Origin of the sequence: Methylomusa anaerophila, from assembly GCF_003966895.1 — a bacterium.
GTDB lineage: Bacteria > Bacillota > Negativicutes > Sporomusales > Sporomusaceae > Methylomusa > Methylomusa anaerophila.
Window position 1 is genome coordinate 377,741 of record NZ_AP018449.1, and the last position, 17,831, is coordinate 395,571.

Genomic DNA, 17,831 nt, shown 5'->3' on the forward strand with positions numbered 1-17,831 from the left:
TCTTCTCCTATTATTTATATAATGCATGGTATATTACCCCCGTTTCGGTGTTAATGCCCAGCTCCCATCCACCTACATTTATGAAGTACCTTCCTGGTGCTGAAGTTGCCAAATTCGCCATCCCCTGTTGAACTGCTGAATTAAAACTGGATAACATCGCTTGACTTCTTATTTCTGCTGTCCAACTTTCAGCGCCAAACCTATTAATATTTTCTGCCATATGCTTCGTAGCGTTCGAATTAACATATAGAACCCTCTGTGCAGTTTGAAGTTGGAATGTTGCTGGTATAGCCGTACCAGGTAAATTACTAGCTATTGGGGTTATTTTGTCCCAAACTGTACCTGTAACAGTACCAGTTGCCGCTGCTTTATACCAGTTACCCGCTACATAATACAGCGTCACACCAGCTACTACAGCAGTTGCAGCACCAGCTAACAGTGTTCCAGTACTAATAGTCGGAACATTATCCGGATTAGAAGGAATCATAGCTTGTCTAAATGATGCTAAGTTATCAGAAAGACTACCACCTTCATTATAATTAAAGTCAATTCCTAGTTGTTGCGCAGCTGCATTTAAAATATTAATTGTATCTGCATCTTTATCTGCTGCTTCGCCTAATCCTGAATTATTTGGATTACGATTATTATTTGTATTAACCGTACTCCAATCTAAAATTGCTTTTACTATATCTTCTGTGTTTCCTGTATTCTGTGCTTTGACTATTGCATTTGACAAGTCACTGTACATCTTCATTTGCTGATCGTGCATCAATCCATTATTTACGATACCCGATACAGCGGTTGATGCGCCTGTCTGACCACTACCACCTGCAATTTCGGATGCAGCTGCCCCAATGATCGCACTGGCCCATTGCTGCAAATCAGGAGATAAATTTTGAAGTTGTCCGTGTATAGCTTCACTTACCCCAGCGCCTACTGCCCCAGAACCAAAGCTATTGCCACCAAGATCAGACATAATACCGCCGGCTAAAGCGTGTAGAGCTATTTCATTCGCTCCACCTGGAGCCCATGCATCTCTCCGGGCTAAAGCTTCGTTATATGCGTCCGTTTCCGGTGTAGCATTTGCAAGATCAGACGCTGCTTTTTTGTATTGTGAAAGTGCCAAATCACCAATTGCTTTATATGCTACTTCGCCAAATAATTGAGCTAATTCCTGTTTTTCCTGAACTGTCTTTTTATCAAATATCTGGTCGAGTGCATTTAAAGCACCGGCGGGGTCACGACTTAAACCACTCAGATCCTGATTCGGATTACTCCTGACTTCAATAGTTCCGGGTGAAATAGCTGATTGGGTTGTACTTGAGGCATCCCCACTAGCTGATACTCCAAGATTAGGCGTTAGTCCCAGGTCTTTCTTTTCTACGTCGTTACCATTCGCATCTTTTCCTGCTGCGTAGCCAATACCTTTGCTGCTTGCTGAATACTCCGCCTTATTCTCAATATCCGAGTAAGTCAGCGTATCGGTACTGAGCTTATTCTTATCCGGCGTAGCCTCGCTGCTAATCACCGCACCCTTCAGGTCGGTATTCTTCCCCACATAAATATCAAAGCCTTCCGCCCCGGCAAAAATCCCTGCCTGACCGGTGACACTGTCATAGTTGGAGTTGGTCTTGCCGGTATTGAAGGAGCCCGTTGTACCGCTGATCTTGCCGGTGCCGAAACCAATGCCGGTGCTTTGATTGTTCGCCGTGTAGTCATCGCTGTCCTGCGTGCTGGCGAGGTTGAGGTTGCCGCCGATGTCGGCCACGACTTTGTCGCCTTTGACCTGGGAACCGATAATGTTGGTGTCGTTGCCGGATTTGAGGGTTACGGTGCCGGCGGCGTCGATGACGCTGCCGGTATGGGTTACCGTGTTGCCGTTTTCCGTGCCGTGGCCGGAGCCGAAGCCGCCGGTCAGGCCGGTAAAGTTGCCGTCAAGGCCGAAGGATGCTCCCAAGGACCAGGAGGAGGAACTGGTTTTGCCGTCGATCTGTTGTTGGTTTTGGGCGGCGTCCAGGTTGAGGTTTTGCTTGGCGTCGAGCAGGACGTCGATGGCATGGATGTTTGTCGCTATCAGGTTGATATCCCCGTCGGTGGCAGTGATGTTGACGTTGCCGCCGGCGTTGATGTTGGACGGGTTGACGGTTTCGGCGTGGGTTGTTTGTTCGGCGCTCATTTGGCTGCTGCCGATGCTGACGCCGACACCCACTCCTTTTGTCAGGTTGCCTTTGAAGTCCTTCAGTTTCTCAAGATCTTTAACGGCTTTGTACTCATACAGCGTTTTAAGCCGGTCATCCTGTACCTGGCCCGAGCGCTGGATGTCGTTATAAGCACCCGTGGCAGCATCGATTACGCCGCCGCCTAAGGATACACTCAGGCCGCTTTGCTTGAATTCGTATTTGTACTGGCTGTCGTAGGTGTTTACTGTGTTGTCGATGGTGACATTTTTGCCGCTGATGTTGGTGTCCTGGCCGCTGATAATTGTAGTCCCGGCGCTGTTGACTTGGTTGCCGGCAATGAGGTTGACGTTGCCGTCGATGGAGCCGATGGTGCTGCCGGCTTGCTCCATGGTTTGTTGATCGAGGGTGGTTTTTTCGCTTTTGCTGCCGATGGTGAAGCCGAGGCCGCCGCTGCTGAAGAGGCCGGAGGTTTTTTGCTGGCGCATGTGTTCTTCCTGGGAGGTTTGTTGGGCGGCGGTAAGGGTAATGTCGTTGCCGGCCTGCAGGGTTACGTCATGGGTGGCGGCTACGTTGCTGCCGCTGATGTTGATGTCCCGGCCGGTTTGGACACTGATGCTGTCGGCCGAAAGGGTGGTGCCCTGGCTTAGGGTTTCCTGAACTTGGTCGTGGGTGGTGTAGGTGGTGCTGGAGAAGAAGCCGCTGGTGCCTTTGTGCTGATGGTTTTCCTCCACATTGTCGCTGCTCTGGCCTGCTGTCAGGTTGACGTCGCGGCCGGCGGTGAGGGTGAGGGGGCCTTGGCTGTCCAGGTAGGCGGCTCTGGCGTTGAGGTCATTGCCGGCTTGCAGTTCGGTGCTGCCCTGGGTTTGGATGGTGGTGCCGGTTTCGCTGCTGAAGCTGTCGCTGCGCCGGTTGTTGCCATCCCAGACCAGGCGGTTGCTGCCGCTTTGCCCGACGGTGCCGAGGTTGAGGTCCTGCCCGGCGGCAAGGGTGGTTTGGCTGTCGGTGCCGCTGTTGTTGATTTCGGCGGCGGTGAGGTTGACGTTGCGTTGGGCGCTGGCCAGGAGCAGCCCGTTGCTGCCGGTGACGTAGAGGCCGGCGATTCGGTCGATGACGGTGCGGCTGCCGTTGTCGTTGGCCGCGGCCGTGGTGGTGGTGACGAGATTGAGGTCTCTGCCGGCCTGGGCGGTAAGGCTGCTGACGGCTTCCAGCCGCCCGCCGATGTTGTCAAGGTCGGTTCGGGCTTGCAGGTCCAGGTTGTTGCCCCGGATGCTGCCGCCGAGGTTGCGGATGTTTTCGGCGGTCAGAGCGACCAGGTTGTTGCCGGCGATGCCGCCGCTGTTGGTGAGGTCGCCGCTGAGGTTGAGCTTTACGTCATAGCCGGAGAGCAAAGCTCCTGAGGCAGCTAGGTCGCCTTCTTTGAGGGCGCACACGTAGAGTTGGGGTACCAGCGCCCGCGTTGTTTGGCCGTCCGGCAGGATCACGTCTTTTTCCACCAGCCAGACCAGGTCGCTTGTCAGTTCGGCCATCTGGTCTTCGGTGAGGGGTGTGCCAACGGTCAATTGGTGGTCTTGGGCATAGGCTAAGGCGTTGTTCAGCAGGGCTTGGTACTGGTCCTGGTCGTTGGTGAAGTCTTTGAGGAAACGCCTGCCGGTGAGTTGTGTTACTTGTTGCTGGATCATTTTTTGTTCATAGAAACCGTCGCCTAACCGTGGGGGCGGGTCGCCGCGTTGGAAGGAAAGGTTGTTGAGCAGGTATTCGGAGGAAAGCCATTGCTGGTTGTTGGCGAATTGGGGGTCTACCCCGAACAGGAAGTTGTTGTTGGGGTTTTTGTTGATTGTAAAGAGGCTGTTGTTGGCTAGCTGGATGTTAACTCCGCCCGTGCGGATGATTTTGCCGGTAGGGGTCGTAACCTGGACGCCGGGTAGGACGGCAGCGCCGCCGGGTGTGACGACTGCGGTGCCGGCTGTGGCGCCGGCTGCGACGGCAGTGACGCCGGCGGTGACGGCAGCGCCGCCGTTAGTGGCGACACCGGCAGGATTTGCTCCGGCTGCCGTTTGCTGGACGCTGCCGCTTGATCGGTCGCCTGGTTTGGCGCTGTCTAGTGATGGGGCCGCGTTTTCTTGATACTCCCCTTCCGCCAGTGTGATATTCTGAATCACGTCTGGCGGGTTATACCCGGTTGAACTGCTGCCGGTATCATCGCGGCCGCGGCGGTGGTTGCGCCAGTAGGAGGTGACGGTGCCGCTGTCGGTAGTGATGCGCTGTCCCTCGAAGCCGATGTTGTTTAAGGCGCCAATGCTGCCGCTTATGGTGCCGCCGGCGATGATTTTGCTCTTGTCGTTGGTGACGGTGTCGGCGATGATTTGCATGGCGCCGCCGGATAAGATTTGACCGGGGTCGGAGGTTTCTACTTTGCTTTCCATTGTCGTCCGGGTGTAACGGTAGGCCAGCCAGCTCTCAAATCCGCCTGCGGGAGTTTGGAGATGGTCGGATTCGTCGTTATAGATGTAGACGCCGGGGGTGCCGGCAAGGTAGCGGTTAGGAGATCCGCTACCTTGGTATTCTTCCATTTGTTGTTCCTGGGTTTTTTCTATGACGGTGCTGAAGTGTTCGTTGGTGTTGTTGATTTCATGGCTAAAGAGGCTGAGATTGCCCCGGGCTTCTATGGTGGCGCTGTTGTTGTTGACTACGGCTGCCTGGCCGGTTGCTGTTTTGTCTGCCGCCAGGCTGCCCCCGACAGCCATGTCGCCGTCACTGTAGATGAGGGCGTGTTCCCGGTTAACAAGGGTCTGGGCGCCTATATCCAGGCGATTGCGGGCGGCGATGGCGGGCGCCGTGCCATTTTCCACATCGTTGGTGAGGGTATTGGCCTCAATGGCCAGTTGGTCGCCGTAGATACGGCCGGTTCCCAGATTGTTGAGGGTTCCTGCCTCGATCAGGGTTGTGCCGCCGTCAATGAGTCCCCGGTTGGTAAGGGTATCGGCGGCAACGGCGGTGTTTTTGCCGCTGATTTGACCGTCTACGGTGTTGTCGATGCTGCCGGCGATGACGGTAAGGCTGTTCCCGGCTTGAAGGGCTGTTTTGTTGGTGAAGGCGCCGGCGGTTTCCAGTTTGAGGTCGCCGTTGGCTTCCAGTTCACCGGTGTGGGTATAGTCTTGGGTGAGTTTAATGGTAAGATCGCCCTGGCTTACGATTTTGCCGTCGCCTGTGAGGCCGGCGCTGTTGATATTGAGTTGCTGCCCGGCGATCAATGTTCCGCCGCTGTTGTTGATCTGCAGGGTCTTGTTGTCCAGGTTGGCATCTTGCAGGGTAAGGGTTTTTCCGGCAGAGACCAAGCCCTGGCTGTTGTTGATCTGACCGCTGCCGGTCAGGGTCAAGGTTTCGTTGGCCCGGATGGCGCCCTGGCTGTTGTCGATTTGGGCGGCGGTAAGATTTACCGACCGGCCTTCGATCCCCTGGTTTGTCTCCTGGGTATTGGTGTTGTCGATGGCGGCGGCGCGGATGGTGAGGGTTTGACCGGCCCGCACCAGGCTTTGCGCATTGCGGAATGTGCCGCCGAGTTGGATGCCTACATTGCCCAGGGCCTGGATTTGTCCGCCCTGGTTGTTTAGCGAGGCGGCGGTGATGTCCATTGCCCCGGCGCTGGTCAGCAGACCGCCCTGGCTATTGTTGATGTCGGCGCTTTTTACTGTAAGTGTATTTTCGCCGTAAATGTAGCCGGCCTGGTTGGTAAGGCTGCCGGTGAGCAGGTTGACGCTGCCGCGGCCAATGATACCGCCGGTGGCGCCGGAATTGGTGTTGGCAAGGGTTTGCCCGCCGGTGTCGAGGATGAGATCGCCTGCTGCCTGAACCAGGCCGGCTTCGTTGATAAAGATGCCGCTGCGGATGGTGGCCGGGCCGGCGGCGGCGATACTGCCGCGCGTGTTGTCAGTCCGTTGGTTATTGGTGTTGACGTCCAGGCTGCCGCCGAGGATGACACCTTCTGTGTTGTTTAAGCCAATGGCGAAGATGCGGGTTTCCTTTTGGGCTTCCACCCGCCCTGCCGTGTTATCAAGAATACCGGTGGTTGCGGTGACGTCGGCTTGCCCCTGTACGGCGGCGATGGTACCCTGGGTGTTGTGGATCCGGCCGGCGCTGACGGCGACGTTTTGGTTGGCCGCCAGTAGTCCTTGCGTATTGGTGATGTCTTGGGTAACCGTTGCGCTTAAGGTTTGACCGGCGGTAATTTGTCCCTGGCTGTTGTTGAGGCTGTCGGCGGTTATGGTTGTGCTGCCGCCGGCACTGATGATTCCCGCCTGTCCGTTATATAGGCTGTTGTTGATGCTGCCGCGGGCATCAAGGACCAGATTGTTATTATCAAGCCCGGAGGTTTGGATGCTGCCTCCCTGGTTGATAAGTTCGCCGACTTTTATCTTGGCGGCGCCATTGGCGGCAATCTTGCCGCCGCTGTTGTCGAGGGTATGGGCTGCGGTTATGGCGGCTTCTTCGCTGCCGGTCTGCAGGATGCTGCCGCCTCGGTTGGCTATGTCGGCGGCGGTTATGGTTACTTGACCCGCCTGGATTTGTCCGCCCTGGTTGTTTAGCGAGGCGGCGGTGATGTCCATTGCCCCGGCGCTGGTCAGCAGACCGCCCTGGCTATTGTTGATGTCGGCGCTTTTTACTGTAAGTGTATTTTCGCCGTAAATGTAGCCGGCCTGGTTGGTAAGGCTGCCGGTGAGCAGGTTGACGCTGCCGCGGCCAATGATACCGCCGGTGGCGCCGGAATTGGTGTTGGCAAGGGTTTGCCCGCCGGTGTCGAGGGTGAGATCGCCTGCTGCCTGAACCAGGCCGGCTTCGTTGATAAAGATGCCGCTGCGGATGGTGGCCGGGCCGGCGGCGGCGGCGATACTGCCGCGCGTGTTGTCAGTCCGTTGGTTATTGGTGTTGACGTCCAGGCTGCCGCCGAGGATGACACCTTCTGTGTTGTTTAAGCCAATGGCGAAGATGCGGGTTTCCTTTTGGGCTTCCACCCGCCCTGCCGTGTTATCAAGAATACCGGTGGCCGCGGTGACGTCGGCTTGCCCCTGTACGGCGGCGATGGTACCCTGGGTGTTGTGGATCCGGCCGGCGCTGACGGCGGCGTTTTGGTTGGCCGCCAGTAGTCCTTGCGTATTGGTGATGTCTTGGGTAACTGTTGCGCTTAAGGTTTGACCGGCGGTAATTTGTCCCTGGCTGTTGTTGAGGCTGTCGGCGGTTATGGTTGTGCTGCCGCCGGCACTGATGATTCCCGCCTGTCCGTTATATAGGCTGTTGTTGATGCTGCCGCGGGCATCAAGGACCAGATTGTTATTATCAAGCCCGGAGGTTTGGATGCTGCCTCCCTGGTTGATAAGTTCGCCGACTTTTATCTTGGCGGCGCCATTGGCGGCAATTTTACCGCCGCTGTTGTCGAGGGTATGGGCTGCGGTTATGGCGGCTTCTTCGCTGCCGATCTGCAGGATGCTGCCGCCTCGGTTGGCTATGTTGGCGGCGGTGATGGTTACTTGACCCGCCTGGATTTGTCCGGCGGTTCCCCCGGCATTTTTGTCATTATTAAAGGTCTTGGCAGCGCTGATGTCAAGCTTGTCGCCCACATCCAGGCTTGCGCCCGTATGGGTGATGTCTCCTGTTGTGGCGCGAAGGGCGGCACTGCCTCCTGCCTGGTTCACGGCCCCGGTCAGGTTAATGGCTGTTCCTTGCAGGAGCATATTGCCGGCGGCTAGGTTTTGGCCGGTGGCGGTGAGGGTGTCTTGGGCAGCCACCGTGAGATTGCCACTGCCGCCAAGTTTACCTTCACGGGTAACGCCTGCCCCAAGGGTACCGCTGGAGGATACGGTGTTGGCCGTAATGCCGGTGTTGCCGCCGGCGGTGATGGCGCCGGTATTGGTGAGGGCGCCGCCGGCGCCAATGGCAGCATCTTGGCCGGCATAGACGGTACCTTGGTTATTTATATCGCCTTGGGCGGCGAGGGTGATGTTTTGATTGGCGGTGGTCGCGCCGGCCAGGTTGATGACGCCGCCGCTGTTGATGGCAAGGGCGCCGCCGGCAGCGATGGTGCTGGCCTCATTACTGTCCAGTCTTTCCCCTACATTGATGGTTATGTTGTTTTGGGCGGCAAGGGTGCCGGTATTGGTGAGGGCGCCTTGGGCGGCAAGGGTTGCATCTCGGCCGGCGTAGACGGTACCTTGGTTATGAATGTCGCCTTGGGCGGTGAGGGTGATGTTTTGATTGGCGGTGGTTGAGCCGGCCAGGTTGATGACGCCGCCGCTGTTGATGGCAAGGTCGCCGCCGGCGGCGATGGTGCTGGCCTCATTACTGTCCAGTTTTTCCCCTACCCGGATGGTTAGGTTGTTTTGGGCGGTGAGGGTGCCGCTTTGATTGTTGACTGTATTGGCTGTGAGCTCGGCCTTTCCGTTGCTACCGATTTGGCCGCCTTGATTGTTGATGTCCTGACGGACGGTGATGGTCAACAGGCCGCTATCCAGGTTGGCCACCCGACCGTTTTCATTTTGCAGGGATCGGGCTCTTATATTCAGTCCCTGGCCGGCCTCGATGGTTCCCCGCCGGTTGTGGACGGTGTCGGCAGCCGCTATTTTCACCGCGCTGCCGCCGCGAATGACACCGGTTTCATTGATTAGACCGGAACCGAGGCGGATGTCCATGTCTTTTTGGCTGTTGATTTGGCCGCTGGAGTTGTCAAGGTTTTGGGCGGTGAGGGTAAGTTGTCCGTTCGTGTCAATTTGTCCCCCGGTGTTGAGGGTGTCTCCTGCCGTCTTGAGTGTTAGGTTTTGGGCGCCGGCATGGACGATTGACCCTTTGGTGTTGATGAGGTTTTGAGCTTCGATTGTCAGGTTGGCGCCGTTGGCGCCGATTTGTCCGCTGGTGTTTATCGTGTCGCCGCTTGTCCGGATGGTTAATTCTTGTCCACCGGCATGGATGATTTTCCCTGTAGTGTTATTTAGTTCTGCGGCCTCTATTGTCAGTTTGTCGCCGTGAGTCCCAATTTCTCCCTGGGAGTTGTTGATCGTGCCTTGAGCTGTTATCAGGGTGGTTTTTGTTCCGGTTTGGCTGATTACGCCGCCCATGTTGCTGACGGATCCGGCGGTTATGGTGATTTGGTCGGCCTGGAGCTGTCCTTTGGTCCCGATGGGGTTTTGGTCGTTGTTGAGTGTTCCGTTAGCTTTGGCGTTAAGGCTGCCCATGGCTTGTATTGTCCCGCCGGTGTTGGCAATGTCCCCTGTCCGGGCTGTGAGGTTTATGTTTTGACCGGCGTAGGTGTTGGCGCCGCTTAAGTCGACGGCTGCGGCCCGAATGGTTAGATTACCGGCGGCTGTGTTCTGCCCGCCGGCTTTTGTGCTGCCGGTTGTTGTGATGTTGATGTCGCCGTTTGGGGCGATGGTTCCGTCGCTATTTATGCCGGCGCCGATTGTGCCGGTTGAGTCAACGGCAGCTGCGGTAAGGGTGGTGTGCTCTCCGGCGGCAATGAGTCCGGCGTTGGTGAGTCCGGCCGGGGTGGTAAGGTTGACGCTTTTTGCGGCGTATACTAGGTCCTGGGTATCGAGGCCGCCTTGCGCGGAAATATAGATATTTTCCCCGGCGGTTGTGTTGCCGGCAAGGGTGACTTTGCCTTCACCGGTGACGGTTAGGTCGCCGGTGATTGCCGAAATTATTCCCTGGCTGTTCACCCCTACCCCTTGTTCGGTGCCGACAAGGTAGATTTTGTTGGCGTACATGCCGCCTAAAGCGCCTACGTCTATGGCTACGGCGGGTTTGTTGCTGGCGGCGCTTATTTTATCTGTATAGAGTGTGTCGTATTGGACTTCATTTGTGCCGGTAACGACGTTGAGTTCGTTGGCCCAGATACCGGCATTGGCGGTTACCGCCCGGCTGATGAGGTCCACCCGGTCGGTGTCGCCGCCGTTGAGTCCGGCACCGTCAATGCTGATTTGGCCGCCGCTTACCCGGAAGGCGCTTAGGCTGCCGTCGCCGCCGAATACCGGGGCGCCGGTGGTGAGGGTGGCGTGGCTGGTGTTGATAAAACCGGCTCCATTTACAAAGATGCCGTTAGGGTTGGCCAGAATGAATTCGGCTTTTTGGCCGGCGATTTCGGTATAGCCGTTCAGATGGCTGGCTTGGGGCCCGCTGACTTCGCTTAAGATAATTCTGGCTGATCCTTTGAGCAGGAACGGATTGCCGGCGATATAGCCGGCTAACTGGGTGTTTATTATGTCGCGGGAGTTGTTTAGTATGAGTCCCTGGGAAAAGACGTCGAATTGCCGAAAGATGTTGCGGGATACGCCGGCGGCTGACGGGGTGGTGATTTGGACGACCGGCAGGCCGTTGGCGGTGAATTCTACGTAGGGCCGGTTGCTTCCCGGCGCGCTTTTGTCAACGATGGCGCTGGCGCCGGCCAGGGTTGGCTGGCACAGCTGCAGGATGGCGGTGAGCCAGATCAGCCATTTTTTTAGGCTTTGGCACCCGAAGGCGGATGTGTGGCCAGGACGTTTTGGGTTAAGCATGGTTTTCACCTCTTTGTTGTTTATTGGTTACAGGAGATAGGTAAGATTAAAGCCAAAGGTAAGATTTTCGGTTTTGTAGCCGGCCGGTTTTTTCACCGGCCGGCCGGCGAAGACGTCATAGCTGCCGTTCTTGACTTGGCCGCGAAAGCCCAGGGTCATACCGGCCAGTTCGGTTCCCGCCAGGTATTGGGTGTAGGGTCCGTAAACCCGGCCATAGTCCAAGCCCAGATAGACTTCGTCCCCTTTTTGGTTGAGCGGCATTCCCAGTTCGTTACGCAGGTACCAGCCTTGCTCGGCGGTCAGAGTCTGTTCGCCGTCAAAGCCGCGCACGGTGTAGCGGTTGCCGATGCTGAAGAACTCGGAGGGAAATAGGGTGTCCCTGGTGGTCTGGCCGCGCAGCTCCAGGGAGTACCGCCCTTCCCGGTTGCCGATTTTCACCGGTGTGGTCAGGTTGATATCGGCAGTCCAGATTTTATAACGGGTGGTTTCGGGGAAGTATTCCAGGTCCGTTTGGGCATGAAACCAGGGGGTGCCCCACTTGTAGGCCAGTTCGGCGTCGATGACCGTCTGGCCGCGATATAAGCGGTGCAGGAGTGCTGCTTGGGCGACGGTTACTTTTTTGCGCTGCACTTCGATTTCGGTGTCGTCAATATAGCTTCTGGTTTCTTTGCGGCTGACCCGGAATTCCAGACTGGTTTTGCTGGTTTGATCCCGCCTGATCAGGCGCTGGATGCGCAGTTCCTGGCTGTCGCTCTTGCCGGAGGAGGTGAAGGTCTGGTTATATCCTTGAATGTTTTGGTGGTAGTTGTAGCTGTTGGCTGCCAGGGTAAAGGTCCAGTAGCCGTAGGGAAAGGAGTAGTAGAGGCTGCTGCCCCGCGTGCCGTGGAATTGGTCTTCCCGGTCGACGTCCTTGTTGAAGGATACGTTGAAGAGGTCATTGATGCCGAACAGGTTGTCCACGGCGGCCGTGACCGAGGATTGCAGCTTGCCGGTTTCCCGGCTGCCGGAGTTGTCCAGGGCAAAGAGGAGTTTCCAGGGCTTAGCCTGTTTCAGGGTGATGAGGATGTCGCTTTCGCCGGGTTTGCCGCCAGGGGCGATTTTGAAGTCCACGTCCTGAGAGGGTACTCGTTTCATTTGTTCCAGGCCTTGTTCGATGTTGCGAAGGTTGAGGAGATCGCCGGGACGGGTGGGAAAAGCCGTTTGCCAGTTGCCGCGCATGGCCGGGTCGGCGAAACGGATGTGCCGGATGGTACCGGGGATGAGGGTGAGTTTGAGGGTGCCGGTTGACAGGTCCTGTTCCGGGATGCCGATGCGGGTGGTAACGTATCCTTTGTCAATAAAGGCTTCGGTCAGGCGCTTGACTATGAGATTGATTCCTTGTTTGCCGACTCGCTGCCCGTGATATTGGTTGAGGATGTTTTTGGCCCACGAAAAGTGATCGACCTTGTCTCCTTCGAGGACAAGGTCGTTGATGAGGAAACTGGGTTCCTCGGGGGGTAAAACGGTTGTTTTCTCAGCCGGCGACTGCTGTTGTAGAAATACGTCTTTCTCCTGTCCCTTGCGTTGCCGTTCCCAGGCTTCCGCTTGGGAACGCCGTTTCAGTTCTTCCTTGTCGGCAGGGTCGATTTCTTTGGCCTGGCAGATAGCGGTGACAGAAAATAGGATGATTGCCGCCAGGGCCATCCTGGCCTTATTTGATTTTAAAATTCTGGTGATTGCATCACAGCATCCTTGCTTGTTCATGCTCGCCTCCCTGGCAATTATAATGAATTTTAGCGTATTATGCATGAATTCATTGTTTATAACAGGTCTTCCAATATTATCCTAATATCACTTTATTTATAATACCAAAGTTTTAATCCTGTTTCTATAGGACTTTCGTCCAGTTTTATGCTTTAAATGTTAATTTAATATTAAACTTAAAGAAAACACCTGCCGGTTCGTCCAGCAGGTTCGTTCTTTAATTCTAGCTATAGTATTCCATATTCACCCACATTGGGAAATTACAGAAAACAACCAATGGCGAAACAGCAATAAAAAGTTTTTTATCCCCGTAAAAGTAGCAGCCAAAAAGTTTCGCGGCAAATTTCTCCACCACAGTACTAATCTCTAAAACCCTTGCTTCAAGCCTCTATTAAATCAGGCGCAATATCATCGCCTTATCTTCCGGCTCGGCGAACCCACATTTTCCATATAGCGGTTCTCCCATTTTTGTTGCATTGAGAAACAACCTGCTTATTTGCTTTTCTTTGGCCTTTTCAATTATAAAGTCCATTAGTCCTTTGCCGTAGCCTTTACTCCTGTATTCCGGATAAGTAAAGACATTTAATACATGACCTTGGGTTCGGATTATTGGCTGATATAATGGCGGTAAACTGTAAACAAACAATCCGGCCCCACAAACAGTCTTTTCATCAATAAAACCGATAAAGCCAAAATATTGATTTTTGGCAATAAGGCCGGAAAAATAATCTTTTGTAAGGCGGCTTACTTCTGCAATCAAACGACTATCATTACATGGTTTAATATCGAGGATAAAATCGATTCTTAATTTTACCAACAAATCCAAATCATCCATGGTTGTCTCTCTATACTTAACTGAACTCATTTTCTCGTTTCTCCTATCCTGGTAAATCCGCCTCGCTCGGTTTATTAGCGCAAATAAAAAATCAGTTATTCCTTAGTCGCAATAGGTTTTTACCGCTTCAACATTGTCACTGTTGGATTGAGCGTAATGCTGCCGCCGCAAGCCATTGTCGACGACGGCAGCCTTGCCTCCACATGCGGGATTACGGTTTACAAATTATTTCTGCAATGTAAGTGTCCAATATATTGGCGGCATGCGCCGGGCGTATCACCACGGCCGTATCGGCGCCCTTACCGGTACCGCCAATGGCAATGATGTCTTCGCCAAAGGGAATTAACCCTGCATCAAGGGCCATGACGGCAATCTCCACGGTAACCTTAACCCCCTGGCCAAAGATTTTGAGCGTATTCGCTATGATCTCAACGGGATAAATCCCGCCGAATTTCCGGCTAATTCCCCGCTCTGCCCCTGATAACACATGAGTGGTTGTCAATATTCTTACATTTTTCCCAGTCAGCAGCTCACGTTGTTCAGGAGCCAGTTCATGTACGCCCGGCTCTTTAAAACCGTTGGCATGAGTAACACATACCACGTTCTCAACTTTTCCCGCAAACAATTCAGCCGTTTTGCCGCTGTTGGACGCCACCACAATTGACTTGATGCCATATTCCTCAGCTTTTCGCAATGCTAATTCCACTGTTTTTTCAGTATGAATAACGCCTGCAGATTTCCAATACAAACCTCATCATCTCCATATTATAAATTTCTTTCAAGTCAGGGTTCGATCCTCCGCCCGCAAGAAAAAAGAAGGCTACACAAGGAGTATTTCCGACCGTATCTTATTCGATTGAACCGTCGATTAGCTTGCGGTCCTGATACAGCAGTTTATTCTCATTCATAATACCGTCTCCCAAGGCTGTCTCCAATCTTGTGTATTTACAACCCTAATTTATCACGGCCCCAAATAGCCATGTTTCTAATATTTTCATTACTGTCATTGCAGGCCTTGATAATATACTTATGATAATTTTCATCATTACTGTTCACCATGGCCCGTAAAGCGTTGCATTTCCAAATCCAGAGGCCGTCTTTTTTTATATACGAGAACCTCGGCTGCACAATGCTGAAAAACGTTCCTTCATCCATCTCTGCGATTTTCTCCAGGGTTATATATTCAGCCAATTCGTCCACCCTGGGAAAGGTATTGCCAGCATCCCATCTGTTCTTATTCAAAGGGCAAACATTCTGACAGACATCACACCCATACAGCCATGTTCCCATTTTAACCCTTAAATGCGCAGGTGTAAGTCCAGTTGGATAATAGGAGAGCTCTGCCACGCAAATACCTCTGTTCATCATGAACGGTTCGCACAAAGCCTGCGTCGGACAGGCATCTATGCATTTTCTGCAATTGGGCGGACAGATACTGCTTTTATTGGCCGGTTCATCATATTCCATTTCCTTATCAACTATCCATGTATTTATCCGTACCCATGACCCGAATTGGGTGTATATAAAATTGTTTTTGCCAAAAACACCCAAGCCTGCTTTTACTGCCGCCCAACGCGCTGCAACGCCGTCTTTGTGCATAAGCAGGCCAGCATCTTTCAAAAAGGAATCGAATGCTTTAGTATTGGAGTATTCCTGTGAATATTCCAGTCTGCTGTCAAATAAATATAGTTTACCGATGTATTTGCTCATTTTTTCCGGAATCTTGTATTTACCATATCTTCGGATGCAGACAATTATAGATTTTGCCCACGCAGCCCGGTCTTGCGGGTAAGCAAACTCATAAAGATCGTCATATAAGTGCCGATATTCGGGATAACGTACAATACGCTCATCAAGAGCAGTCACATATTCAGCAATGGGATCGGCTTTAATTATCCCGCATAAGTCATACCCTAATTCATATGCCTTATTTTTAATTCTTGTTTCTAAATGTTTTGAATCCATCTTTCTCCTCCTGACAGTAAGTGAACCGGCCTTGGTACATCGGCATCGGCCTGAAGTTAAGGACAAACAGCATCTATAATCTCCGCTAACGCCTTCAAGAAATACTCCATTTCCTCATCCGAACCAATACTCACCCTTAAAAAGTTGTCGATCCTGGGTTTGTTAAAATACCTTACCAGAATACCTTTCTCCCTTAACTGTTGATAGATATCGCCGGCGGAAGTTAGCGGGTGGCTGATAAAGATAAAATTCGCTTGCGAAGGTATAACAGTAAACCCTATTTCGAGCAGCCGAAAAATTGTTTTTTCCCTTGTAGCGATAACCTTTCGCCGGGTATTCTGAAAATACTCCTCGTCTGCAAAGGATGCCATCGCCCCGGCCAGCGCCACGCGGTCGAGAGTATAGGAATTGATGGAATTCTTCACTCGGTTGATACCTTCAATTAAATCTTCATGCCCCATGGCGAACCCTACCCGTAAACCGGCAAGCGAACGGGATTTAGAAAGAGTCTGTACGACTAGGAGGTTCGGGTAGTTGTTGATCAGTTTGACTGCCGACTCTCCGCCGAAATCAATGTAAGCCTCGTCAACGACAACCACTTGATTAGTGTTTTGCTTCAATATATCTTCAATGGATCCGAGTGTTATGTATTTTCCGGTAGGAGCATTGGGATTGGGAAAAATGATCCCGCCGTTTTTCTTGAAAAACTCTTTGATAGGAATGGAAAAATTTCCATCTAATGGAACAGGCCTGTAGTCGATATGAAACAAAGAGGCGTACACAGGATAAAAGCTATAGGTGATATCGGGAAACAGAATAGGCGAACCGGGGTTGAAGAACGCCAAAAAGACAAACGCCAGCAGCTCATCAGAACCATTTCCCATAAAAACTTGTTCCTTATTAGTCAGTCCGTAGTATTGAGCAATACATGAACGCAGTTCGTCGCAGGTAGGAGTAGGATACAATCTTATATTTTCATTTGCCGCCTGCTTCATAGCCTCCAGAACCTTAGGCGATGGGGGGTATGGATTCTCATTGGTATTTAATTTTATATAGGTTTTGTCTTTGGGTTGTTCCCCTGGAACATATGGCTCTATATTTCGAACTAGTCCACTCCAGTATTTACTCATTAATGATAGCTCCCCTCAACTATGTTTCAGATCCACTTAACTTTTCTTCCTACCGAATTTTATGGAACTTCAATGATTAGACGTCAGATCTTCATAGAATTTTGTCCATAAGGTGGACCCGGCAGCCTTGCATCAGAATCTAACTGTGCAAACCGGCTTTTCTTCCACCATAAACATCTGATTAATTATTTCCAGATAGGATTGGTCTGAAATCACCGCCAACCCATGCCGGCAAAGTTGTTTCACAGTGACTGCGCCCATTAAAAGTGAGGAGAATTCGCCGATGTTCAGCGACATGGCCACCTCATAATCATTCTCTTCCGAAACGGTAGCCCTGCCGCAATTGCAGTGGAGAATGACAGCCCCCGAGTTAGCAGGATAAAAGTTGTCTTCAACATCAATTCTCAATTTACAGCTCTGATGGCCAAAGTCGTGCTCTCGCAGCACTTGAAAAATACCTTTGATGTTAATAACCCGATACATGATCCCCAATCCTTGCTTATTGCATTCATGAGCAATACATGGCAGCAAATTTTCCGTACCATTGCGAGGATCAGCCAGCAAGTAATGAAATGATTCATCCTGGGTGTGTAAATAAATAGAACGTACCTGGTCGGACTGACTGTGCAAACAGGAAAACAGTTCCTGCGTCGCTGCCGGGGTTTCATAGATCATTTCGATGATTTCCATGTCATAAATCATGGGGGATTTCCCCGGCTCCGGTACAAATTTGAAGGCAACATACCCCCGAAGCTGCCCATCTTGTCCATAGCCTATCACCCTAATCCCCGGATCACGAAAAAACCTCTCCATCATGACGGAATCCTGTTCAATCATGCCGTGTGTCTTGGCAGAAACACGGTTATGGCAAGACACCAGTAACGGGATGTCCTGCTTGGTGCAGAATCTTAGATTCTGCTTTGTATGGCCGTGGGGCAGACTTTCCGGTTTTACCCGGTATAAATTCGTTTTGGTGCCGTAGCCAAAGCCCATTTTTTTATAGAAATCAGGCCGGAATGGGTGCAGTGCCGCCAAAACATACTCCTTGCTCCGGTAATGATTTATAAAAAAAGTGATAATTTCTTTGGCGACTTTTTTTTTCTTATGGAGAAAATCCGTAGCTACTGAGCCTATGCCTCCCAACGGGATTCTGGTGTCGTGAAACCGGAGGGTAAAATCGTACAATTGCATGCCGCCGACCAAACCGCCGTCTTGGAATACACCATAAAATTTTCGGATAGGATCCTCCTTCTGAAGCTGTATGAATCGTTCTTCCATCTCCTGATGTGGGAAAGGCACAATTGAATAGAAGCCGGGATAAGCGGTTCCCTGCAATTGAACATAACCAGGAAAATCCGTCTCATCGAGTTTACGAATTAGCATGGCGCCCTCCTTATTTTTTCCTTTAAATATTCCTTCACTTGCCGGAAAATTTCATCCT

General features: G+C 52.4%; 7 protein-coding genes and 1 pseudogene. 1 reads left to right on the forward strand and 7 read right to left on the reverse strand.

The window, feature by feature from the left end:
- Positions 1-10 precede the first annotated feature (10 nt).
- Both MAMMFC1_RS01625 and MAMMFC1_RS01630 read right to left on the reverse strand, forming a co-directional pair.
- Entirely contained in the window at positions 11-10,717 is a 10,707-nt protein-coding gene (locus MAMMFC1_RS01625; protein ID WP_126305891.1) for a two-partner secretion domain-containing protein, read from the reverse strand.
- 27 nt (positions 10,718-10,744) lie between these two features.
- Positions 10,745-12,505 carry a ShlB/FhaC/HecB family hemolysin secretion/activation protein gene (locus tag MAMMFC1_RS01630; protein ID WP_232035609.1) on the reverse strand — a complete coding sequence of 587 codons (1,761 nt, stop codon included), beginning with the start codon at positions 12,503-12,505 and terminating at the stop codon, positions 10,745-10,747.
- 193 nt (positions 12,506-12,698) lie between these two features.
- On the opposite strand from MAMMFC1_RS01630, the pseudogene MAMMFC1_RS22815 reads away from it, so the two are divergent.
- Positions 12,699-12,815 (forward strand): annotated as a pseudogene (locus MAMMFC1_RS22815) (transposase); the annotation flags it as partial.
- A gap of 36 nt (positions 12,816-12,851) precedes the next feature.
- Here MAMMFC1_RS22815 and MAMMFC1_RS01635 read toward each other — a convergent pair.
- The 5 genes from MAMMFC1_RS01635 to MAMMFC1_RS01655 all read right to left on the reverse strand — a co-directional run bounded on the left by MAMMFC1_RS01635 (position 12,852) and on the right by MAMMFC1_RS01655 (position 17,773).
- Entirely contained in the window at positions 12,852-13,325 is a 474-nt protein-coding gene (locus MAMMFC1_RS01635; protein ID WP_126305893.1) for a GNAT family N-acetyltransferase, read from the reverse strand.
- 181 nt (positions 13,326-13,506) lie between these two features.
- Positions 13,507-14,043 (reverse strand): pyruvate kinase alpha/beta domain-containing protein, encoded by a 537-nt coding sequence (locus MAMMFC1_RS01640; protein ID WP_126305895.1) that lies wholly within the window; start codon positions 14,041-14,043, stop codon positions 13,507-13,509.
- A 197-nt stretch (positions 14,044-14,240) separates the two neighbouring features.
- On the reverse strand, positions 14,241-15,260 hold the full coding sequence (locus MAMMFC1_RS01645) for an epoxyqueuosine reductase (RefSeq protein WP_126305897.1): 1,020 nt from the start codon (positions 15,258-15,260) through the stop codon (positions 14,241-14,243).
- A 56-nt stretch (positions 15,261-15,316) separates the two neighbouring features.
- Positions 15,317-16,390 carry a histidinol-phosphate transaminase gene (gene hisC / locus MAMMFC1_RS01650; RefSeq protein ID WP_126305899.1) on the reverse strand — a complete coding sequence of 358 codons (1,074 nt, stop codon included), beginning with the start codon at positions 16,388-16,390 and terminating at the stop codon, positions 15,317-15,319.
- Positions 16,391-16,522: 132 nt separating this feature from the next.
- Positions 16,523-17,773: a GNAT family N-acetyltransferase gene (locus tag MAMMFC1_RS01655; RefSeq protein ID WP_126305901.1), complete on the reverse strand. Its 1,251-nt coding sequence runs from the start codon at positions 17,771-17,773 to the stop codon at positions 16,523-16,525.
- Between the last annotated feature and the right edge of the window lie 58 nt (positions 17,774-17,831).